This window comes from Dolichospermum planctonicum, assembly GCF_005402965.1.
Classification (GTDB): Bacteria; Cyanobacteriota; Cyanobacteriia; order Cyanobacteriales; family Nostocaceae; genus Dolichospermum; species Dolichospermum planctonicum.
Map to the genome: position 1 here is coordinate 66,313 of NZ_BJCF01000001.1, position 23,240 is coordinate 89,552.

The following is a 23,240-nucleotide window of genomic DNA, read 5'->3' on the forward strand; positions in this document are numbered from 1 at the left end:
ATATTATTCTATTTGGTATTGCTTAATATAACTATACAAATACTGTAGCTTTTATCAGATTAACTTTTACATTTCTTATCTATATATTAGGTTACAAACAGTTAAATTGTGTAAGAATAGAGGACAAGAGCGATTGTACCTATAGACTGTACCACTGTCAAAGGTACTAAATCAAAAAAATTTTTATAGGTGTGAGGAATTTAGATGCAATCTATATATTTTATGCTCCAAAATCATGGAAGGAAGGGTTTATGGATATCAATGTTAAGCAACAGCATATTAATATCACAGGCTCAAAAGAAGCGCAAATACATTTGATTAGTGAAATTCAGCCCCATGGGATTTTGTTAGTCTTACAAGAGCCAGATTTACAAATATTACAAATTAGTCAAAATACTTTTAATACTTTTGGCATATCTCCAGAAGATATGGTACAACAGGAATTAGAAGACTTACTAGATCCTTACCAAATACAGAAAATCAAATTTTGGTTATCAGAAGAAAATTTAGATTTTATTAACCCTACCAAAATTTGGATCAAGAAACAAGGAGATGAATATACAATATTTGATGCCACTTTTTATCGAAATTCTCAAGGATTTTTAATCTTAGAATTAGAACCGACAGCATCTCAAGAGAATATTCCTTTTTTAAGTTTTTATCATTTAACTCAAGCCTCAATTAATCGATTAAAAACAACTAAAAGCCTCCGTGATTTTAGTCAAATTATTGTCCAAGAAATCCGAAAAATAACCGGATTTGACAGAGTCATGTTATATAAATTCTGTGATGATGGACATGGTTCTGTAATTGCTGAAGAAAAAATAGATAGTTTAGAGTCTTATTTAGGATTACATTATCCAGAATCAGATATTCCTCAGCCAGCACGACAATTATTTCTAGAAAATTCCATTAGAGTTATTCCCGATACAAACGTTCAATCATCAGTAGAAATTTTCCCCAAGATTAACCCAGTTAGCGGAAAACCCATTGATTTAACTAATTCCACTCTCAGAAGTGCCGCACCATGTCATATAGAATATTTACATAATATGGGCGTAGGTGCATCTTTGACAATCTCCTTAATTAAGGATCACAAACTTTGGGGTTTAATTGCTTGTCATCATCAATCACCCAAATATATTTCCTACGAATTACGGAAAGCTTGTGAATTTTTAGGAAGAATTATATTTTCAGAAATTTCTGGCAAAGAAGAAACAGAAGATTACAAATATCAGATAAATTTGAAACAAGTTCAATCCCAATTGATTGAATATATGTCTCAAGAACAGAACTTTATTGATGGTTTAGTCAAAAATCAAATAAATCTGCTAGATTTAACTAATGCAGAGGGAGCAGCAGTTTATTTTGGCGGAAAATATACCCTAATTGGTAATACTCCTCCAGCAGAAGAACTGAATTTTTTAGTAGCATGGCTAAAAAATAATGTCAAAGATGAGGTATTTTCCACAAATTCCTTACCTCAGATTTATCCAGATGCGATTAGCTTGAAAAACGTTGCTAGTGGGTTATTAGCTATTCCCATTTCTCAGACAAATTATCTATTGTGGTTTCGACCAGAAATAATTCAAACTGTCAATTGGGGTGGGAATCCCCATCAAGCTTTTTCAGTTGATGAATCTGAGGGAAATGTCCGGTTGTGTCCGCGTAAATCATTTGATTTATGGAAAGAAATAGTTCAATTAACATCTTTACCCTGGCAAAATGTAGAAATTAAAGCTGCATTGGAATTACGAAAATCCATCATCAATATTGTCCTCCGTCAAGCTGATGAATTAGCCCAATTAGCTGAAAATTTACAACGTTCTAATGCAGAATTGAGAAAATTTGCCTATGTCGCTTCCCATGATTTGCAAGAACCATTAAATCAAGTAGCCAATTATGTGCAACTTTTGGAAATGCGCTATGCAGCAACAATAGACGCAGATGCAAAGGAGTTTATTAGTTATGTTGTCGAAGGAGTCAGTTTAATGCAGACCTTAATTGATGACGTACTCGCATACTCCCAGGTAGATACATTAGGAATTGTTTTTCAAGTCACGGAAGTAGAAACTGCTGTAAATCGGGCTTTGAAGAATTTACGTCAACGGATTACGGAAACTGGTGCAATCATTACCCATGATCCCTTACCCACGGTCATGGCCAATGAAACACAATTAATCCAGCTATTTTTGAACCTCATTGGTAACGCTATCAAATTCCACGGTAGTCAACCACCAAAAATTCATATTGGTGCGGAAAGATTAGAAGATGAATGGTTATTCTCAATTCAGGATAACGGCATTGGTCTAGATCCGCAATTTAGCGATCGCATTTTTATCATCTTTCAACGTTTACACACCAGAGATGAATATCCCGGTACAGGAATGGGTTTAGCTATTTGTAAAAAAATCATTGAATGTCATCGAGGACGAATCTGGGTAGAGTCACAACTCGGTCAAGGTGCGACTTTTTACTTTACAATTCCCGTCAGAGGTTGTAATCGTGAGCGTTAAAATAGCAGAAACACACAAAATAATCTTTTTAGTGGAGAACAATAAAGCTGATGTTCGTCTCATTCAAGAAGCATTAAAAACCAGTTCATTACCTCATGAAGTAGTTACAGTTAGGGATGGTGTAGAAGCTATAAATTACCTCCGTCAAGAAGGAGAATATGCTAACACACAACGACCTGATTTAATTTTATTAGATTTGAATTTACCCAGAAAAGATGGGAGAGAAGTATTAGCAGAAATTAAATCTGATCCTCGACTAAGACGCATTCCCGTCATAGTATTAACCACTTCAAAAAATGAAGATGACATTTTCGATAGTTACGACTTACACGCTAACTGCTATATTACCAAACCTCGTAATCTGAGTCAGCTATTCGAAATCATCCAGAGTATTGAGGGATTTTGGTTTTCTACCGTGACTTTACCATTAGAATAAAACTATAGCAAGAATGAGGAATAAAAGTCTTTTGCTATATGGCTTTTACCGGAAATTTTGTATATCCGTTGCATAAAGCTATATTTGATATATCTTTTAAAACTTGAAAACTCATCTAACAAAAGTTTATCTTACCCATAACTCATCAGAGTCAAACCAGAAAATGATTACTGCAACTTCCACACTAAAAATCCTATTAATTGAAGATAACTTAGCAGAAGCTAGGTTATTACAAGAGTTTATTAAACTGACAAAATCTCAAAATTTCAGTTTAGTTCATGTTCAAAAACTCCAAGAGGGAATCAACAAATTAAACAACGAAAAATACGACGTAATTTTGTTAGATTTAACTCTTCCCGATAGTCAAGGATTATCTTCCATACCCCAGTTACTCCAGCAAAATCCTAGTAATCCCATCATAGTTCTGACTAACACAAATGATGAAGAATTAGCCATTGAAGCAGTGAAACAGGGAGCGCAAGATTATCTAGTTAAAAGGCACGTAAATCCAGATATATTGGTGCGTTCCTGTAGATATGCTATAGAACGTAAAAAATTTTTAGAACAATTACATCAAGTTAATCAAACATTAGCAAATCAAGTCGAAGAAAGAACCACAGAACTTTTAAAATCCCAAGAAAGTAATCAGCTTAAATCTGAATTTGTTTCCATGCTTTCCCATGATATTCGTAATCCCTTGAATACCATTCTCTTAGCGGCTCGATTACTACAAAAGCGTGATCCAGAATTAACAAATGATGGCAAAATAAATCATTTACAACTTATTAGTTCTGCGATTAAAAATGTCTACAATTTATTAGATGAAGCTTCAATAATTGGTAAATCTCATGCAGGTAAATTATGCTATCAACCACAGATACTGGATTTAGAAAAATTATGCTATGAATTAGTAGAACAATCTCAATTATTTGCTCAAGAAAAACAGTTGAGTTTAATTTTTACCAGTTCTGAACACTGTTTTGAATTTTTGGGAGATGAAACATTATTAAAGCATATTGTCAGTAATTTACTCAATAATGCCATTAAATATTCAAGTATTGGCGGTAGGATTTTATTGGAAATAATTAAACAGGAAAAATCCGTAATTTTGAGATTTCAAGATCAGGGAATTGGGATTATAGAATCAGACCAAAAACAAGTATTTCAACCATTTTATCGAGGAGAAAATGTAGGAATAATTCCTGGTAGTGGTTTAGGATTAACAATTGTCAAACAGTGCGTTGAAGTACACGGAGGTGAGATTACAGTTAATAGTCAAGTGGGAGTTGGTTCAACTTTTACCGTGAGTTTGCCAATAAAATAAATAAAATAGCCAAAACTATGATTTCTTACCATAATTCGGGGATCTGAATAGCTGAATCATGAGATTTTAGGATAGGCAGAATGCCTATCTTAAAAACTTTTAACTATTCAAAAATCTAGCCTAACAACTCAATGTTAGAAAAGATAAAATCTTGAATAGAAAGACTGTTGGCTATTTCCGTGCGAATTTCCCGACGGTTGAGAATATAATAATTACCTACCTTTTCATATTCATCAGTAAAATCGCTTTTTCCACCCTTTTGTGCGCCGGTTTCTGGGTCATGGTACACAGAATTATAAGTATGAGAAAGATATCCTGCCCCTGTATCATGACTGGTAAAGGTGTCAATAGTTACAAAAGTACCGTGAATTAAACGGTGAACGTGGCAAACTTCATTGTTACGCACTTTGTATTTATCTCCTTCTGACTTACCACCAACAAAAATTTCTACTGCGCCAGTTGCGTCCGTGCTACCATATCTAAAAGTATTTGCGCCGTGAGTTTGTGCAAAGGGACGACGCACACGGTGAACAGCGATTTCCCAGGCTTGACCGTGAATGGCTTTTTTAGCCGCTTCGTCCTCGACATTGAGAACTTCAGCTTTGAGACTGGCATCAATTCGGACTTGACCTATGATCACTTGGCCATCATGCTTATAAGTAATATCTGCGGTATAACCAGGGAAATTTTCATCCCAAGTATAACGGTTTTCGTAAGCAGCCTGAAAAAGTTCTTGAGCAGAGATTTGAGTGACTGTCATGGGGAAAAATCCTCTATAGGAAGTGAAAATAGCATTTTATTCTTGCTGGTATTAGCATAGAAGTAATTATCAAGGTTCGCATAGTCCCCAAATGGGTACACTTATGGCTAAAACACTCCACGCCATTTTCCAGGCGATCGCTAATGTCCAAAATGAGCAAGAATTAAAACTAGCTTTAATGGATACCATTGGCGAACATTTTGCGGTTCAACATTGGGGTATTAATCTCCTAGATTACCAGTTAAATACTAAAATCAAGATTCCCGAAATTCCCGCTGTTTGCTTAGAAGCTAATCCCATTGGGCGTTATGTTATGGAACGTCACGCTCCCACCCATGAACAGTTAATTTTATCTCCCGAAGATTGGAAAAATTACTGTTCTCGTCACGAACACGTAATGACTGGCCCGATAGTTTGTGATGGTCAATTAGTGGGGACTTTAAATTTTGCCCGTGACCCCGGAAATCTGCCTTTTGATAGTAATGATTTAGCCGATTTAAGTGCAGTTTGTCTGCATTTGTCCGCTAAAATTGCCACATTACGGGTAAAATCAAAAACCTTTTTATCTGTGGATAATTGTCCCTTAACAGCGCGAGAATTGGAAATTGCCAAACTAGTAGCCCAAGGTTGTACTAATGGCGAAATTGCGGTTAAATTATGGATTACTCAAAATTCTGTTAAACAGGCTTTAAAAAGAATGTTTCGCAAATTAGAAGTTTCTACCCGTGCGGAAATGGTGGCCAAATTAGACCCCCAACTTCTTAAATAATTATTTAATAATTATTAAATAAATCGGGGATCTATAAGGATTGAGAATTGAGTGAATTGTATTTATATTAAGTGATAAACGAAATATAATAAATATTAGTTAGTTATGCACAAGTTATTATCTGGAGCTTTAAGCACAGAAAAATTAGTCGTAAAAATCAAAAATTTACATCCATCCTTAGTAGGATTAAAACTGGTACAGATGTCAGATTTTCATTATGCTGATGGTCTTTTATCAGAGAAAATGTTAACAGAAGCGATCGCAATTAGTAATGCAGCAAAACCAGACCTAGTAATTTTAACTGGTGACTATGTGAACGCAAAAGCAAAACCAATTCATCAATTAGCACCAAAACTGAAAAATCTCCAAAGTCGCCATGGTGTCTATGCTATTCTGGGAAATCATGATATAGCTTTCCCCAGTTCCAAACCAGAAATTACAGCTGCTTTAAACAACGTCGGGATTAAAGTGCTTTGGAATCAAATTGCTTACCCCTTGGGAAACAAATTACCCTTAGTAGGATTAGCAGATGTTTATTCACGAGAATTTAACCCAGAACCAATCATGAACCAACTCGATTCTACTACACCTTGTATTGTCTTATCCCATAACCCAGATACAGCAGAAATACTGCAAAAATGGCGAGTAGATTTACAATTATCTGGTCATACTCACGGGGGACAAATTGTAATTCCGGGTCTAGGACCAGCAATAATTTACTACACAAAAATATTGAAAAAAATCCCCAAGAAAATTAGGCGCAAACTACCATTTTTACGGAAAACCCATTCCATATTATACCATTGGCAATGGTCAGAAGGTTTACATCAAATAGGAAATAATCAATTATATGTAAATCGGGGTTTAGGAACTTATTTCCCAGGACGGTTATTTTGTCCGCCAGAAGTTACTATTATTACCTTAGATGTCCCTTAATCTATTTCTGGCTTTGGGTCTTTGCTCCTTTGCCCCTTAGCGCGAAACAAAAACAATATAGTACAATGGGGAATTAGCATCAATTTGTAATTTATTATGTCTGTTACGCCCCTTGTATCTCAGGTAGATTCACCTAACTCCGTAAAATCTGAACTTCTTCCTCCTCTCCTGGGCGCTTCGGTAACGGAGTTAACCGCTTGGGTACAGCAACAGGGACAGCCCAGTTATCGGGGTAAGCAATTACATGATTGGATATATCATAAGGGAGCGCGCTCCCTGGCTGATATTTCTGTATTTCCTAAAAATTGGCGTTCGCAAGTGGCAGATATTCCCATAGGCCGTTCTTCTCTACATTACCGCTCTGTTGCCCCTGATGATACGGTTAAATATCTGCTGAAATTGGCTGACGGGGAAATTGTGGAAACTGTGGGTATTCCCAGCGATAAACGCTTAACTGTCTGTGTTTCTACTCAAGTTGGTTGTCCCATGGGCTGCGATTTCTGCGCTACTGGTAAAGGTGGTTATAAGCGCAATCTCACCCGTGGGGAAATTGTTGATCAAGTCCTAACTGTTCAAGAAGATTTTCAAGAACGGGTTAGTAATGTGGTATTTATGGGCATGGGTGAACCGTTGTTAAATACGGAAAATGTGATTTTAGCAATTAAATCTATTAATCAAGATGTGGGCATTGGTGCGCGATCGCTTACACTATCTACTGTAGGCATTCCCTCACGTATTCGTCAAGTAGCCGCACACCAATTACAAATTACCCTCGCTGTCAGTCTCCACGCACCTAACCAAGCATTACGAGAGCAACTAATTCCCAGCGCCAAACCCTACCCCATAGAAGACTTACTCGCAGAATGTCGAGAATATGTAGAAATAACCGGACGTAGAGTAACTTTTGAATATATTCTTCTGGCTGGAGTCAATGATTTACCTGAACACGCTTTGGAATTATCAAAACGTTTACGAGGCTTTCAAAGTCATGTTAACTTGATTCCCTATAATCCCATTCAGGAAGTAGATTATCAAAGACCCAACCGCGATCGCATAGAAGCCTTTGTTAACGTTCTTCAACAACAGAATACTGCTGTTAGTGTCCGTTATTCTCGCGGTTTAGAAGCGAACGCTGCTTGTGGACAATTGAGAACAACTAAAAGGTAATTTGTCATTAAAATTGTCAATTATTGTCAAAAATTGTCAATTATTTCCTAGCATAAATACCTGGTGCATAAGCCTCAATGACTTTACCAGTGCGAGTGCAAGTTATCATCAGGTAGTCGCAACTAGGGCATTGTGTCCGCGTAATTTGACTATCAGCAATATAGTGACGTTCAGCCGCACTACCGCAATTTGGGCAATGAATCTTTTGTAATACTTGCATTTTAAAAACCCTAAAATTATAATTTTTGATTTGAGAAAAATTGACAAAAAATGTTTAATTGTCCTGAACTTGATATCTTTTATCATCTTAAACCTGATAATTCTTATCATCATGCCTCAGATATATAAATTTACTTTAGATGTAACTTTTTTAGATTAGCTTTAGATTAGCGGTGATCCCTATGGTGTAATCCTTGAGATAGTCTTGTTTATTATCTGGGAAAAATAGGTTATTTTTGTATTCAAGCGTTACCAGATGGAAAAAACTGTAATCAAAGCCACAAAATTAGTAGTTTTATATTTAATTAATATTTGCACAGGCAAGATGTCTATCCCACAAGTTATACAGTTATTGTGGGGTTACTCATCTTGTATTTAATGATTTGTATTTAATGATGCCTACCTACTTAACCATGAATAAAAAAGTAGGTAGTCATAGCAAAAGCTACCACTATGACAAATTTTCGTACTAAACCGGGTTCTAGTTTGCGAGCAAAATGAGCGCATAAATAACCACCTAAAGAACCTCCGACTGCCATGATAATAACTTGATGCCAAGCAATCAAATTAGCGAACATAAAGGGAATAATTGCCACACCATTAATACAACTTCCTAACCAGCTTTTAAAAGCATTAATAGCGTGAATATTTTTAATACCTAAAAAGGTTAAAGTTGCTAACATTAAAATGCCTATACCAGCACCAAAAAAACCACCATAAATAGAGATTAGCAATTGAGAAATTAGCAGAATAAACAAAGGTGGGGTTGCAGAAAAATCATTTCTAGTCCTAAGTTGCAGCCAGCTTTTCAAAGAATCACTAAATGTAAATATTAAGGTTGCTGATAGTAACAAATAGGGTAGCATCTTTTTAAATACATCCGGTGATGTATATAATAAAGCCACTGAACCAATAACACCACCAACTATACTTGTGCCAGTCAGTAGTAATAATTGTCGTTTTTCGATACTCAAATCTCGACGATAAGCCCCTGCACTGGCTATAGCTGCTATCCACAGAGCAGTATTATTAGTAGCATTAGCAGTAATTGGTGCGACACCTGTAAATATCAGAGTCGGAAATGTAATAAAACTACCACCACCCGCTACAGCATTTAGTCCACCAGCAATAAAGGACGTACTCAAGAGAAGTAAGCTATGAATCAAAGTTAGATCTTGCGGCATTTTTTGTAGTTAATAAACCTAGTTATACTGTTTTACAGTAAAATACCGCAAGTTTATGAGATCATATTATGTCCGGTTGAACACTTATCATATCTGTTGAGGCTGGTAATGGTTAAAATGATAAAACTCTTGTGGTGCGGGGATCTTGCCCGCATAAGGTGTACCTCACTCAAAGCTACTTGCTGTATATTGTTATATAACATATAATACTTTATTATATTGCCTATTACCTTTTTTGATTAATTTATTCCAAATTGATCTGTTGTAATTTACAAGATGAAAAATTCGTAATTGATAATTCTTAAAATTACAAATTACGAATTTTTAATTACCTATGCTGTTACTTTAGCTAATGCTTTTTCTACAGCTTTTAATGCTTGGTTGATTTCTGCTTCTGTGACAATTAGGGGAGGCACAAACCGCACAACCTTGGGACCTGCGGGAACAAGTAATAAACCTGCTTCCATAGCAGCTTTCACAACTTCAGCAGCAGTTAAGGGAATATCCGCTTTGATTTCCATGCCGTTGATTAAACCCCAACCGCGCACTTCTGTGATATACTGGGGATATTTAAGAGCGATCGCTTTTAATCCCTCTCGTAAATGCGCTCCCTGTTCTGTGACATTCTGTAAAATATTCTCTTTTGCCAAGGTCTCACAAACACTCAGTGCCACACCACAAGCAAAGGGATTACCACCAAAGGTACTTGCGTGTTCTCCCGGTTGGAAAATATCACAGAACTTCTTACTCATCATCGCACCGATGGGAATACCACCGCCCAAACCTTTGGCGCTGGTGAAAATATCTGGTTCTACTCCCAAATGTTCATAACCCCATAGTTTACCACTGCGTCCCATACCCACCTGCACTTCGTCGAAAATCAACAAAATACCGGTTTCATCACAAATCTCCCGCAATCGCTTAAAATAGGCAATATCTCCGGGACGAACTCCACCCTCACCTTGTAAAGGTTCAATTAAAATAGCTGCAACACGATAATTACCTTCATCTAACTCAGTCACAGCAGCCTCAACTGCTCTAATATCGTTATAATTGACATAGTGGAAACCAGGAACTAAAGGATCAAAGTGCTTTTGATACTTTGGTTGTCCGGTAGCGGTAACGGTTGCTAAAGTCCGCCCGTGAAAACTCGCATGGGCAGTTAAAATAATCGGGTTAGCAATCTCTAACACCGTATGTCCATATTTACGAGCTAGTTTAATGGCTGCTTCATTAGCTTCAGCACCAGAATTGCAGAAAAATACTCTATCTGCACAAGAATGATCAACAATCCATTGAGCTAATGCACCCTGTTCGGGAATATAGTACAAATTAGAGACATGATGCAGTTTTTGAATTTGTCTAGTTACAGCCTCTACCATTGCTGGATGGGCGTGTCCTAGAGTACAAGTGGCTATTCCCGCGACAAAATCCAGATACTCGTTACCCTGACTATCCCAAACACGACAACCCGCACCCCGTTCTAAAGCCAAGGGAAAGCGTCCATAAGTGGACATGACGACTTGATTGAAGTTATCTGCACTAAAGGGGATGTCTGAAGAGATTGTAGGCTGCTCTACTAGATTTTGGATACTCACTACCGCACCTCCTGAAAATTTTTATAAGAAAATCAAGAAAATAAGCCGAAAACCCCGGAATTGACACCTAAAAATCCTCAAAGTTTTCGAGGTGGTCTTTTAAGTCGGGGATGAAAGCTACAAGAGGGGATAAATCCCCTTTGGGACTTATGTTATACTATTTCAGGACTTACGCATAAATTACGGAAGAATGAACCACGAAGAACGCAAAGGACAGGAAGTTAAGAGGGTTTGAGAGATATTTTGCGTAAGTCCCGGACAATCAAAAAATCACATCCTGTTAATCCTCAAATCCTGGACATCCTGATTCTGACAAAATTCCGCAGGGGCAAACCCCCCGTAATTGCCCCAAAAACACCAGTAGGCACGGGGGCGCTACCCCTACATCAAATCCAAATCTTTTATACAATCAATTCTGCTGGCCTTTTTATCTCACCCAAAAACGCAAAGACAAACCAAAAATCTCACAATCACATCCTGTTAATCCTTAAATCCTGGACATCCTGATTCTGACAAAATATTATTGTTATCATCCAAAGCCTCCCGTGAACATTCCCCAGCAGAACCAGGGAACGAGGGAAAATCTCACAATCACATCCTGTTAATCCTTAAATCCTGGGTATCCTGATTCTGACAAAATATTATTGTTATCATCCAAAGCCTCCCGTGAACATTCCCCAGCAGAGCCAAAGAACGAGGGAAAATCTCACAATCACATCCTGTTAATCCTTAAATCCTGGACATCCTGATTCTGACAAAATCACAATTAACATCACCAAAGAAACTCCCTACAACTGTTTTAATAAAGCCATAGCTTTTTCATAAGCAGCAGTATTCCCTTGAGCCTTGAACAATTGCGCTGCTCGTTGCAGGTCTTCTCTGGCTTTTTGTTTGTCACCAAGTTGATAATAAACAAGTCCCCGGTTGCCGTAAGCTTGGGCTAAGTTAGGATTAATCTTGATAGCTTGGTTGTAATCATCTATTGCACCCTGCTTATCTCCTAATTCATTACGGACAAGTCCCCGGTTGTTGTAGGCTAGGGCATAGTTAGGATTAATCTTGATAGCTAGGGTGTAATCATCTATTGCTCCTTGCTTATCTCCTAATTCATTACGGACTTTTCCCCGGTTGTAGTAGGCTAGGGCATAGTTAGGATTAATCTTGATAGCTTGGTTGTAATCATCTATTGCTCCTGGCTTATCTCCTAATTCATCACGGACAAGTCCCCGGTTGTTGTAGGCTTGGGCAAGGTTAGGATTAAACTTGATAGCTTGGTTGTAATCATCTATTGCTCCTTGCTTATCTCCTAATTCATAACGGACACTCCCCCGGTTGTAGTAGGCATTGGCATAGTTAGGATTAATCTTGATAGCTTGGTTGTAATCATCTATTGCACCCTGCTTATCTCCTAATTGATAACGGACAATTCCCCGGTTGTAGTAGGCACCAGCATAGTTAGGATTAATCTTGATAGCTAGGGTGTAATCATCTATTGCTCCTTGCTTATCTCCTAATTCATAACGGACACTCCCCCGGTTGTAGTAGGCATTGGCATAGTTAGGATTAATCTTGATAGCTAGGTTGTAATCATCTATTGCTCCTTGCTTATCTCCTAATTGGGAACGGACAAGTCCCCGGTTGCTGTAGGCTAGGGCATAGTTAGGATTAATCTTGATAGCTTGGTTGAAATCTTCTATTGCTCCTGGCTTATCTCCTAAAGCAGAACGGACAACTCCCCGATTGTTGTAAAATACTGCACGGGGACTGAGTTCAATGGCTTTATTTATCGCTGCTGCTGCTTCTTTATATTTTTTTAAATCTCCTAAAACTAAATACTTCTGATTATACAAATTAGGATTATTGGGCTGGAGTTGAATGGCTTGATTTATGGCTGCTAAGGCTTTATCCAGTTGGTTTGATTCTCTATAAGCTACACTTAAAATATACCAAGCCGGCACAAAATCAGGTTGAGACTTCACCGCTTGCTCTAATGCAGTTATAGCCTCTGGATATTTTCTACTCCAATATAACGCCAAACCCTTACCAAAATAAGCCAGGTGAATAAACTTTGGTTTTTGGTTAATTGCTGCGTCAAAAGCCTGTATTGCTTCTGGATAACGACGTAACCGCCACAGTTGATTTCCTCTTTCTAACCATTGACTGGCGGTAGTATTGCCTTGGGAAACATCTACTGATAAAATCGCTGTTTGAATAGACTTAACTTTTTGTTGATTTAGTTCTGGTGGTGGGGTGGTTTCTATCTTTTGTGCTTGGGTATTCAGTCGGGTAGCTAATGCCAAAAATGTACTCACCGGAATACCCAAACTATTACCTAATTGGATAGTTTCTTTACTATTACTATTATTATCAATAGCAGCTTCTCCCTCAGTTCTGCCATGAATACCAATGACTCGCCCTTGGGAGTCTAAAACAGGTCCCCCACTCATGCCGCCAAAGGTGATACTACTATAAACTAATTCATATCCTCCTGTTAAAGAAACTGCACTTTGGGCTATACCCAAACTGTTACTGCTGAAATCTGATTGGGTAGTTCGTAATAATCCTGTTTCCTTACTATAAATCTGTCCCAATGTGAACCGCCAAGGTGATTTTTCTCCTAACCTGGGATAACCCGCAGTGAACATATATTCAAAATCTTTGGTGGGATAATTGGCTAAAGTCGCAACTTGATAATTTTCCCGACTGGTGAATTTAACTACTGCTAAATCTACCCCTGCTTCTAATTTAATGGTGCTGGGTTCTACGGGATATTGTTTACCATCTACTGTGAGGATTTTATAAGTATTTGGCTCACATTGTCCTACTTTATCTGGTGGTTTACAAACTACATGAGCAGCAGTTAAAACGGTGTAAATATCTCCTTGTTTAGCGATAATAACCCCTGAACCATTACTACCGCTACTGCTATCAATTCTGACGGTAATTTGTTTAGCTTTTGCTTCTAATTCTCCTAACCAACCTGTTAATGGTACTTCTGCTATTGTCTGTTTAATATCTGGTATAGGTAAATTATAAGCGGTGAGAACTTCTGGTTTTACTTGAGCTAAAACGGTTTTAATGGGTATTCCCCAACTGAGTTTTCTAAATTCTTGAATTTCTGTATTTGTGGGGCGTTTTCCGTTGGTATAAACATAACCAGAATTGACTAAAGGATAGGAACTAATGCCATTAATTCCCAGAAAATACCCTAGACTACTAATAATTGGACCGCCGCTCATTCCCTGTTCAATATCGCTGGTATAACCAATTTCATATCCAGCTTTTAAAGTAGGTTGAGAAATTATTTGTTTTACTGTTCCAGTTCTAAATAACATTTCTCCTTTGCTGCTAGAATAGCCGGCGGCTATAACTGGTGTATCTGTATTAATATCAAAACTAGCAATTTCTTTAGGTAGACAATAATTTTGATTAGATGTAAATTGCAAGACAGCTAAATCTAGTTTACCAAAATTAGTATTAGGCAAAATTTGGGCTGAATAGATTTGATTATCAGGTGTTTTAATTTGAACTTTATTAACTCCCAGTAAAACATGAGAGTTGGTAACAACTAAATAAGAATTGCCCTTTTTAGCAAATATTGTTCCTGAACCACTGTTATTATCACCCATGACTCTAACTGTAATTTGTTTAGCAAGGGTTTGGAGTTTTTGTCGTGAATATTCTCCACTTTCGGGGTTATCAGGTTCTAAATTACAGGTAGCCGGGGTAATTGTTTGAGCTAAGGAATGGGGAACATTTGCTAATGTCAAGGGAGGGAAAGATAGGAATAATAAAGAGGAAATAATGGCAAGATTGCGGTTCATGTTACTTATTGATTAGTAGATGGTTTGTAATTTGTAGGGTGCGTTAGCTTTATTCGTAACGCACCGTTGATATCGTTTTTATTTGTGTCAAGAATAGCTATTTTCTAAATGGCTATTTTTTAATATTCACAAGCGGGGCATTTTGCAAATAATTACGCACATTCAAATACTTACTATTTCCTGAACTTTGCCAAAGTGGTTCTGAACTTTTACCCTGGGATATATTCACAAGTTGCTCCAGAACTAATCCTGGGTCACTATTATTTTTTAGGGTAAATAATTGATTGTTACCATTACAAGTTTGTTCATCAATTGCCACAGCACAAACCACAGAATAACCATTGTTTTTACCCGTTGTCAAGCGGTTTAAACGACCTGCTTCATAAAAATTCTGGAATTTTTTAGATACTTCTTGGCAACGTTTTTGAGGAGCCCAGCCACCTTTGGCAAAATACTCGGATTTCCAACCAATAAACCGTACGTGACCTTGACGTTCAGGAACCCAAGCAATGGTAGCGGGAACTTTTTCACCACTGGCTGGATCAAATATTTCTTGACACAAAAATGTAACTTGATTGGGTTGATTTTCAGACGTATTATCTTGACTAAAACCAGGATTTATGCTCATGGTTAAGGTCAATGTTGTTAATCCTAAAAAGGTGGAAAGTGATTGTAATTTCATGATTTTTGATTCCCCTGAATAAAAAAATGATGTTGATTATTAAAATGGATGTTGGGTTTCCTTCGTCAACCCAACCTACTCATATTTGGAAATAGCCCGTAAACTATAATTACCAGTTTCCCCCTTTTCGGAAGAAGTGGCAGTTATTAAATAAGTCCCATCTGCTGGTAATGTGATCACAATTCTAGCATTAAAATTACCTGCTCCTTTGTCATCATTTTCAACAATTTTTTCAATCTTCTTCCCAGCATCAGATTCGATAACTTGAGATAAGGTTAAGAAAGGATTAATCTTTTGACTATCCATTTCAATCACAACTGTTTGACCTCCTCGACCTGAAAATATATAATAATCAGGACTGCTATTTAAACTACTATTAATTACTTGACCGTCAAGGGAAATAGTTGTTAAAGATGGTTCTTTTGTTGTAGGGAGGGTCGAGATAGGAGAAACTTTTTGTTGTTTGATATCTGCTAAAAAAGATTTGACTTTTTCTCCTGGTTGAGAAAAGTTAATACCAGTTCCAGCAGGTATACCACCCACTGGTATACCACCAACAATAACGGGAGCTAAAGCTACACTAGTATTGACACCAATCACTCCCCCTTGGCTGTTTAATAAGGGGCCACCAGAATTACCAGGATTTAAAGGTGCGGTATGTTGAATAGTTCCGTCGGGACGAATGCGGCTAATATTACCTTGGGTGCAGGTATCACGGTTATCAGCATCAAGAGGACTACCAATCGCAAATACTCGATAACCTACTTTAGCAGTCCCAGGACGAGCTAAACTTAGATATGGTAAATTTCTGCGGTTTTGGATTTTTAAGGCTGCTAAATCTACTCCACCCCTAGCAAAACCGATCACATCGGCGGGTACTTGTTTACCATCCTGAAATACCACAGTAACAACGCTAGGACTACCATCTACGACATGAGCGTTGGTAATAATTAAACCATCTTGACTGACTAAAAAACCGCTACCATGGGCGTTACCAATTTTAACTGTGACAACGGCGGCACTGCCTTGAGTACAAACGCGATTGGCTGCTTCTTCTGCTGATGATGCAAGTACAGTCTTAACGCCAATTGTCCCCATCAGGGTAAATATCGAAAAAAGCGTTAAGGTTCCATATCGGAACATTACATGATTGATCATAGGGGGAGATGTCCTGATAACTGTAGATAGATGCCAAAAAAAAACAACTATAGTTTTTCAGACAATAGTTGTGTAAAAGTAATTTTCAGATGAAACTCGTCTATTTTGACGTAACTAGTAAATATTCTGTTCCCGTCCATGTATTCCCAAGCCAAAATTATTCCAGGAAATAGGGAATAACCATGAGAAGATCTAAAATCTCAAACTTTGGGTTTTTGCTCCTTTGTGTCTGGACACGGAACATACAGCAGTTCCCGATATTATGAAGTACAGATATTAATAATAAAACTCTTGTGGTGCGGGCATCTTGCCCGCACAAGGTGTACTTCACTCAAAGCTACTTGCTGTAAATTATCCCACCGCTTACATATCCAATCTGTAATTCTCCTGTTCACGTTCGACAAAATATTGAATACGGGAACGGTAATCTCTGAGGGTTTCATCAACCCAATCCCGATCGCTGCTGTTAACATAGAGATGAACCAAAGGCTCACTGGCATCTGGTAAAATCAAAAGCCAATTGTCATCATAGGGTTGACGAATTTTCACACCGTCAATTAATTCCAAATTTTGAGCGGGGTGGGTTTCGACCAAATAACGCATTAACGCCCCTTTAGCAGTCCAGGGACAGCGAAGGGTGTAATTTCTATTAATCACACGGGGTAATTCAGAACGTACGGTTGCCAGCGATCGCTCTTGAATGGTTAACATTTCAATCAGCTTGGCTATACAGAACATGGAATCAAACCCTGGGTGTAATTGGGGGAAAATAAACCCAGTTTCCCCACTACCACCTAAAACCACGTGAGAATTTTTTTGACAAGCTTCCATTAAAGCCGTCGGATTCGCTTTAGTTCTAATTACATTACCATCATGACGATGGGCAACTAATTCCACCGCACTAGAAGCATGAACGGGAACAACGACGGAACTTCTAGGGTTAGCAGTTAACATCATATCAACCATCAAAGCGGTTAACATTTCACCGCGAATGGGAAAACCCGATTCATCAACTAAAATTAGTTGTTCCCCATTAGCTGATACTTGTACCCCAAAGTTAGCGTTTACGGCCTCGACAACGTGGCCTAATTGAGTTAATAGTAATTCTCGATCAGCGTTAGAAATGGCCGTTTTATTCAAACTAGCATTTAATACCACCGCATCAGCCCCAAATTTATCTAGCATTTGCGGTAAAATTGCCCCAGACACGGCGTAAACATAGTCAATGACCACCTTTGCCCGACTGTTACGCAGAGTGTCCACATTCAATAATTTCTCAAAGGCCTTGCAGTAGCGATCCATCAATTGGCTAGAATATATCACATCACCAATTTCATGACTTTGGGAACGACGCATATCTTCTTTAAAATAGGCCCCCTCAATTTTCTTTTCTTGGGCTTTAGAGATATTAATGCCCTTAAAATCCATAAATTCAATTAAGATATAATCACGGCGTTCTGGGTGTACTCGCACATGAATACCCCCCGCTACGGACATTGTGGGGATCACCGTCCGGGCGATGGGAATAGCTGTAGTATCGAGGTTTTGCACATCTACACCTACAGACATTAAACCAGCAATTAAAGAGCGTGTCACCATGCGGGAAACATTGCGTTGATCACGGGAAACGGTGACTATTGAACCCGGTTTTAAGGTTGAACCATAGGCAGCACCCAATTTGACCGCAAACTCTGGGGTAATATCAATATTGGCTAATCCCTGTACTCCCCGCTGTCCAAATAAGTTCCGTTGGGCGGTATTTCCCCAAATCAGATTAATATTGAGAATAGCGCCGGACTCAATTTTTTTACTCGGCCAAACTCGCACACCAGGACTAATTTGCGCTTCTTCTCCCACGGTGGATAATGAACCCACTACAGCCGCTTCTAAAACGTGGGCGCGTTTGTCTACACGAGTACCACGAGCGATTACACAAGCTGATAAATGGGCTTCATCACCAATGATTGCTCCATTCCAAATAATTGGTCTTTTTAGATGGGCATCAGCACCAATTGTCACATTATCACCAATCACTGTTCCATTTTCAATTTGTACTCTTGCACCAATTCGGCAATTATTACCAATTACCGCTGGAGTGTCAATTTTGGCTGTAGGATCAATATAAGTATTTTGTCCTACCCATAAACCAGGGGAAATTTCTGGATAACTTACTTTGAGCAAAACTTTCCTTTCTAGAGCATTATACTGGGCTTCACGGTAGGCATCTAAGTGACCTACATCACACCAATATCCCTCGGCAACATAACCGTAAATTGGCTCATTTTTAGCTAGTAGTAAGGGAAATAAATCTTTAGAAAAGTCGCATTCAGTGTGTTCTGGTAAATAATCTAAAACTTCTGGTTCTAAAATATAAGTTCCAGTATTGACGGTATCAGAAAAAATTTCACTGGTGGAAGGTTTTTCTAAAAATCGGTTAATGCGTCCTTCTGTATCTGTAATTACCACACCAAATTCGATGGGGTTAGGCACACGGGTTAATATTAAAGTCGCTTTTGATTGTTTTTGTTGATGAAATTCAATGGCCGCAGTCAAATCAAAATCTGTGATACTATCACCACTAATCACTAAAAAGGTTTCATCCAAAAGTTCAGCAATATTTTTTACACAACCTGCCGTTCCTAAAGGCTGGTCTTCTTCAATAGCATAGGTCATTTGTACACCAAAATCACTGCCATCTTGGAAGTAATCACGGAGAACATCTGGTAAATAATGTAATGTAGCAATTACTTCATAAATCCGGTGTCCTTTAAGAAGATTGATAATATGTTCAGCAATAGGACGATTTAAGATCGGAACCATGGGTTTGGGTAAATCACAAGTCAAAGGACGCAACCGCGTTCCCGACCCACCTGCCATTAACACTGCACGCATAAATCCTCCTAGACTTGAATAAAAATCAAGATGTTTTTCTTCCTTTAGTCTCATACAGATATTGGGATTTAAGGAACTTCCCCAAGAAACATCTGATCAAAATTCTTCTGTTGATTAACCCTCTTGTCTATTTTCCACAAGGGGTAATTTACAATGTAAAATATGACAGTTGTATTAGATCCTGTAAATGTGATTGAGCGTTATACTTTGCCGGAAATGGGCAATCTGTGGAGTGAAACCTATAAGCTGAAAACCTGGCTAGATGTAGAAATCGCGGTATGCGAAGCACAGGCAGAACTGGGTTATATTCCAGCAGCAGCAGTTGAGGAAATTAAGGCTAAGGCGAATTTTGACCCCAAACGGGTGCTAGAAATTGAAGCGGAAGTTCGTCATGATGTTATTGCCTTCTTGACAAATGTTAATGAATATGTAGGTGATGCTGGTCGCTATATTCATTTAGGTCTAACTAGTTCAGATGTATTAGATACTGCTTTAGCTTTACAATTAGTGGCTAGTCTGGACTTGTTGTTAAAACGCTTAGAAGATGTAATTGCAGCAATTCGCAAAAAAGCTACAACCCATCGGTATACGGTGATGATTGGGCGATCGCATGGTATCCACGCTGAACCAATTACCTTTGGTTTTAAGTTAGCTGGTTGGTTAGCGGAAGTATTACGACACCAGGAACGGCTGCAAATTCTCAAGAAAACCATCGCAGTCGGGAAAATATCTGGTGCAGTGGGAACTTATGCTAATATAGAACCGCGTGTGGAAGCGATCGCTTGTGAAAAACTCGGACTGAAACCAGATACTGCTTCTACACAAGTAATTTCCCGTGATCTTCATGCTGACTTTGTGCAACAATTAGCGCTACTCGCTGCCTCTATAGAACGGTTTGCTGTAGAAATTCGTAACCTGCAAAAAACAGACGTTTTAGAGGTTGAGGAATTTTTTGCCAAGGGACAAAAGGGTTCTAGTGCTATGCCTCACAAGCGTAATCCTATCCGTTCTGAACGGTTAACAGGAATGGCACGACTGGTCAGGAGTTATGCTGGTGCAGCTTTAGAAAACGTCGCTTTATGGCATGAACGGGATATTTCCCACAGTTCTGTAGAACGGGTAATTTTACCAGATGCTTGCATTTTAACCCATTTCATGCTACACGAAATCACTAACCTGGTGAATAACCTCCTGGTCTATCCTGAAAACATGACACGGAATCTCAACTGTTATGGTGGAGTAGTTTTTAGTCAAAGAGTATTATTGACTTTAATTGACAAAGGACTGAACCGCGAAGAAGCATACTCCATAGTTCAGGAAAGCGCCCACACCGCTTGGAACAAACCAGAAGGGAACTTCCGTGATTTAATTACCAAAGATCCGCGCGTCATTAAAAACTTGTCAACTGCTGAGATAGAAGCTTGTTTTGATCCGCAACATCATCTCCAGCATTTAGAACAAGTTTATCAACGACTGGGTATTTAGAATTGATTATAGATGGGGGTGAAAATTAAATGTGCGTTTCCTAAAACCCTGGTAGAGAAGTCCCATGGAACTTCTCTACAATCTTTTTTTTGAAGATGTTTAATGTAACAGTCCGATCACGTGCAGTAAGCCCTTACCTGTAACTAACTCGATCATCAACCCAATAAATCCTAACATGGCGATTCGACCATTCCAAACTTCGGCACTGGTGGTTATTCCCCATTCCCAACGTTCTTGAGGATACATTCTCACCCTTTTTTTCATTTGGGTAACTTGAGAGAGTTTCAAGTTGGGTTGTTTAAGGGCATCAATAATCAAGTCAGATAAAGCTTGAATAAACACCGGATTGGTATTGGGTGCTGGGACCCGTCCAAAGTTGTGTATTCCTGCTTCTTCAGCTATTTCTCGGTATTCAATGTCAATTTCTTGTAGTGTTTCAATATGTTCGGAAACAAAACTAATGGGAACAACTACGAGATTTTTCACCCCTTTTCCGCCTAGTTCCTTCAGTGCATCTTCTGTATAAGGTTGTAGCCATTCTACAGGACCAACACGACTTTGATAAGCCAGAGTGTGGGGATTAGGACGGTTGAGGGTTTGCATAATTAAGTAAGTGCATTCTTCAATCTCCTGCTGGTAGGGATCACCTGCTTCCTTGACGTAGCTTTTAGGGACACCGTGGGCGCTGAAGAATATATGCACATGATCAGGATCAGGAAACTTCTCCAGTTCCCCAATGATCAGTTCTGACATGGCTTGCAAATAACCTGATGCTTTGTACCAAGAAGGAATCACCGTATATTCAAGACCTTGGAGTTTGGGGTTTTCCTTCCATAATTGTTCTAATAACCGAAAACTAGAACCGCTAGTGCTGATGGAAAATTGCGGGTAAAGGGGGAGAATTACCAACTTATCAATGTTATCCTGGGTAAGTTGGGCAATAGCTTCTTCTGTGTAAGGATGCCAATAACGCATTCCTACATAGATATTAGCCTCCTGTCCTAATTTACCTAGCTGACATTTAATAGCTTCTCCCTGTTCTTCTGTAATCCGTCGCAATGGAGAACCGCCACCAATTTGCTTATAATTTTCTTGAGATGTTTCTTGTCTGCGGGTAGCAATAAACCAAGCTAGGGGTTTTTGCATCCAGCGAAACGGTAAACGGATAATTTCTGGATCTGAAAACAGGTTATACAAAAACGGTCCGACATCTTCGAGTTTATCTGGACCACCAAGATTAAGTAATAATACCCCTATACGACCCATAGCAATTACTTTCCCCCAATCTTTACAGATTTTTTACTAAAGTTGTTAACAATATATCTTTAATTAAATATAAAGCTTTATCGGCAGGAAAAATACAATGGCGACAATTTTTCGAGATTTGAGTTACAGATACCAATGGTTATATGATAGCATCTCCCGGTTAGCCGCTGTCACTGTGGGGGGTGAAGCCCGGTTTCGTCGTCTAGCTTTAGAAAATTTAGAACTAAAAGCAGATACCCAGATTTTAGACTTGTGTTGTGGTAGTGGTCATGTTACCAGATTTTTGGTGAATTTTTCCAATCATGTCACCGGTTTAGATGCTTCTCCATTATCTATACAGCGATCGCAGAAAAATGTACCAAAGGCTACATATATCCAAGCTTTTGCGGAAGATATGCCTTTTGCAGATAATTTATTTGATGTAGTACATACTAGCGCGGCTTTACACGAAATGCAGCCGGAACAACTGCGAAAAATCATTACGGAGGTTTATCGAGTGTTAAAACCGGGGGGAGTTTTTACTTTGATAGATTTTCACCCCCCAACAAATCCCCTATTTTGGCCGGGGTTAGCGGTATTTTTCTGGTTATTTGAAACTGAGACAGCTTGGGAATTGTTGAGAACAGATTTACCCGGTTTGTTAACAGATTATGGTTTTGATGTCGGTCAACCTAGTTTATATGCTGGTGGGAGTTTGCAGGTAATTCAGGGGAAGAAGATGGTTGAGAATGGTCAAGATTTTCAAGAGAAATAATGGTCAGAATCAGGATATCCAGAATTAGAGGATTAACAGGATGTTTTTTTATGAAATATAGGTTTTTGTGAATGATAGAAAATATATTTTTCTCTGAATCATAATTTATAATCATTAAATATTCACAGAAAATCTCCAAGGAAGCCAGGGAATTACAGCGTTTTCCGCTCTGATGAGGTACAAAGTTGAATCATGAAACTCTTGTGGTGCGGGCATCTTGCCCGCTAGATATGTACCTCATAACACCGGAAAGTGCAATTGTTTTCGCTC

General features: G+C 38.4%; 17 protein-coding genes. 8 read left to right on the plus strand and 9 right to left on the minus strand.

The window, feature by feature from the left end; genetic code table 11:
* Window positions 1-251 precede the first annotated feature (251 nt).
* From FFO06_RS00335 to FFO06_RS00345, 3 genes are all read left to right on the plus strand, one after another.
* Complete coding sequence (locus FFO06_RS00335) at window positions 252-2,516, plus strand: sensor histidine kinase (protein ID WP_137906255.1); 2,265 nt, start codon at window positions 252-254, stop codon at window positions 2,514-2,516.
* Window positions 2,506-2,952, plus strand: a complete 447-nt coding sequence (locus FFO06_RS00340) for a response regulator (RefSeq protein ID WP_137906256.1) — start codon at window positions 2,506-2,508, stop codon at window positions 2,950-2,952. The genes FFO06_RS00335 and FFO06_RS00340 overlap by 11 nt, the downstream gene beginning before the upstream one ends.
* A 163-nt stretch (window positions 2,953-3,115) precedes the next feature.
* Complete coding sequence (locus tag FFO06_RS00345) at window positions 3,116-4,276, plus strand: hybrid sensor histidine kinase/response regulator (RefSeq protein WP_137906257.1); 1,161 nt, start codon at window positions 3,116-3,118, stop codon at window positions 4,274-4,276.
* A 115-nt stretch (window positions 4,277-4,391) separates the two neighbouring features.
* Here FFO06_RS00345 and FFO06_RS00350 read toward each other — a convergent pair whose 3' ends face one another.
* On the minus strand, window positions 4,392-5,036 hold the full coding sequence (locus FFO06_RS00350; RefSeq protein WP_137906258.1) for a DUF3386 domain-containing protein: 645 nt from the start codon (window positions 5,034-5,036) through the stop codon (window positions 4,392-4,394).
* 103 nt (window positions 5,037-5,139) lie between these two features.
* Between FFO06_RS00350 and FFO06_RS00355 the strand changes: the two genes are divergently transcribed.
* The 3 genes from FFO06_RS00355 (at window position 5,140) to rlmN (ending at window position 7,908) form a co-directional block, all read left to right on the plus strand.
* Entirely contained in the window at window positions 5,140-5,805 is a 666-nt protein-coding gene (locus tag FFO06_RS00355; RefSeq protein ID WP_137906259.1) for a helix-turn-helix transcriptional regulator, read from the plus strand.
* A gap of 105 nt (window positions 5,806-5,910) precedes the next feature.
* Window positions 5,911-6,741 (plus strand): metallophosphoesterase, encoded by an 831-nt coding sequence (locus FFO06_RS00360; RefSeq protein WP_137906260.1) that lies wholly within the window; start codon window positions 5,911-5,913, stop codon window positions 6,739-6,741.
* Window positions 6,742-6,837: 96 nt separating this feature from the next.
* Window positions 6,838-7,908 (plus strand): dual-specificity RNA methyltransferase RlmN, encoded by a 1,071-nt coding sequence (gene rlmN / locus FFO06_RS00365; RefSeq protein WP_137906261.1) that lies wholly within the window; start codon window positions 6,838-6,840, stop codon window positions 7,906-7,908.
* Between the two features lie 40 nt (window positions 7,909-7,948).
* Here rlmN and FFO06_RS00370 read toward each other — a convergent pair whose 3' ends face one another.
* The 7 genes from FFO06_RS00370 to FFO06_RS00400 form a co-directional block, all read right to left on the minus strand.
* Window positions 7,949-8,128, minus strand: a complete 180-nt coding sequence (locus FFO06_RS00370; protein WP_137906262.1) for a replication restart DNA helicase PriA — start codon at window positions 8,126-8,128, stop codon at window positions 7,949-7,951.
* 406 nt (window positions 8,129-8,534) lie between these two features.
* Window positions 8,535-9,311: a sulfite exporter TauE/SafE family protein gene (locus FFO06_RS00375; RefSeq protein WP_137906263.1), complete on the minus strand. Its 777-nt coding sequence runs from the start codon at window positions 9,309-9,311 to the stop codon at window positions 8,535-8,537.
* Between the two features lie 332 nt (window positions 9,312-9,643).
* Window positions 9,644-10,909 (minus strand): aspartate aminotransferase family protein, encoded by a 1,266-nt coding sequence (locus FFO06_RS00380; RefSeq protein ID WP_137906264.1) that lies wholly within the window; start codon window positions 10,907-10,909, stop codon window positions 9,644-9,646.
* A gap of 788 nt (window positions 10,910-11,697) precedes the next feature.
* Entirely contained in the window at window positions 11,698-14,733 is a 3,036-nt protein-coding gene (locus FFO06_RS00385) for a tetratricopeptide repeat protein (RefSeq protein ID WP_137906265.1), read from the minus strand.
* A 112-nt stretch (window positions 14,734-14,845) separates the two neighbouring features.
* On the minus strand, window positions 14,846-15,415 hold the full coding sequence (locus tag FFO06_RS00390; RefSeq protein WP_137906266.1) for a COP23 domain-containing protein: 570 nt from the start codon (window positions 15,413-15,415) through the stop codon (window positions 14,846-14,848).
* Window positions 15,416-15,490: 75 nt separating this feature from the next.
* The gene (locus tag FFO06_RS00395) at window positions 15,491-16,573 is read right to left on the minus strand and encodes a trypsin-like peptidase domain-containing protein (protein WP_137906267.1); all 1,083 of its coding nucleotides are present in this window, start codon (window positions 16,571-16,573) and stop codon (window positions 15,491-15,493) included.
* Between the two features lie 363 nt (window positions 16,574-16,936).
* Window positions 16,937-19,465, minus strand: coding sequence for a mannose-1-phosphate guanyltransferase (locus tag FFO06_RS00400; RefSeq protein WP_137906268.1), 2,529 nt, complete (start codon window positions 19,463-19,465; stop codon window positions 16,937-16,939).
* Between the two features lie 189 nt (window positions 19,466-19,654).
* Between FFO06_RS00400 and purB the strand changes: the two genes are divergently transcribed.
* Complete coding sequence (gene purB / locus FFO06_RS00405; protein ID WP_137906374.1) at window positions 19,655-20,950, plus strand: adenylosuccinate lyase; 1,296 nt, start codon at window positions 19,655-19,657, stop codon at window positions 20,948-20,950.
* 99 nt (window positions 20,951-21,049) lie between these two features.
* On the opposite strand, the gene hemH is transcribed toward purB, so the two are convergent.
* The gene (hemH, locus tag FFO06_RS00410) at window positions 21,050-22,216 is read right to left on the minus strand and encodes a ferrochelatase (RefSeq protein ID WP_137906269.1); all 1,167 of its coding nucleotides are present in this window, start codon (window positions 22,214-22,216) and stop codon (window positions 21,050-21,052) included.
* A gap of 97 nt (window positions 22,217-22,313) precedes the next feature.
* Here hemH and FFO06_RS00415 point away from each other — a divergent pair, with 97 nt between their 5' ends.
* Window positions 22,314-22,970 carry a class I SAM-dependent methyltransferase gene (locus tag FFO06_RS00415; RefSeq protein WP_137906270.1) on the plus strand — a complete coding sequence of 219 codons (657 nt, stop codon included), beginning with the start codon at window positions 22,314-22,316 and terminating at the stop codon, window positions 22,968-22,970.
* The last annotated feature ends 270 nt before the right edge of the window (window positions 22,971-23,240 follow it).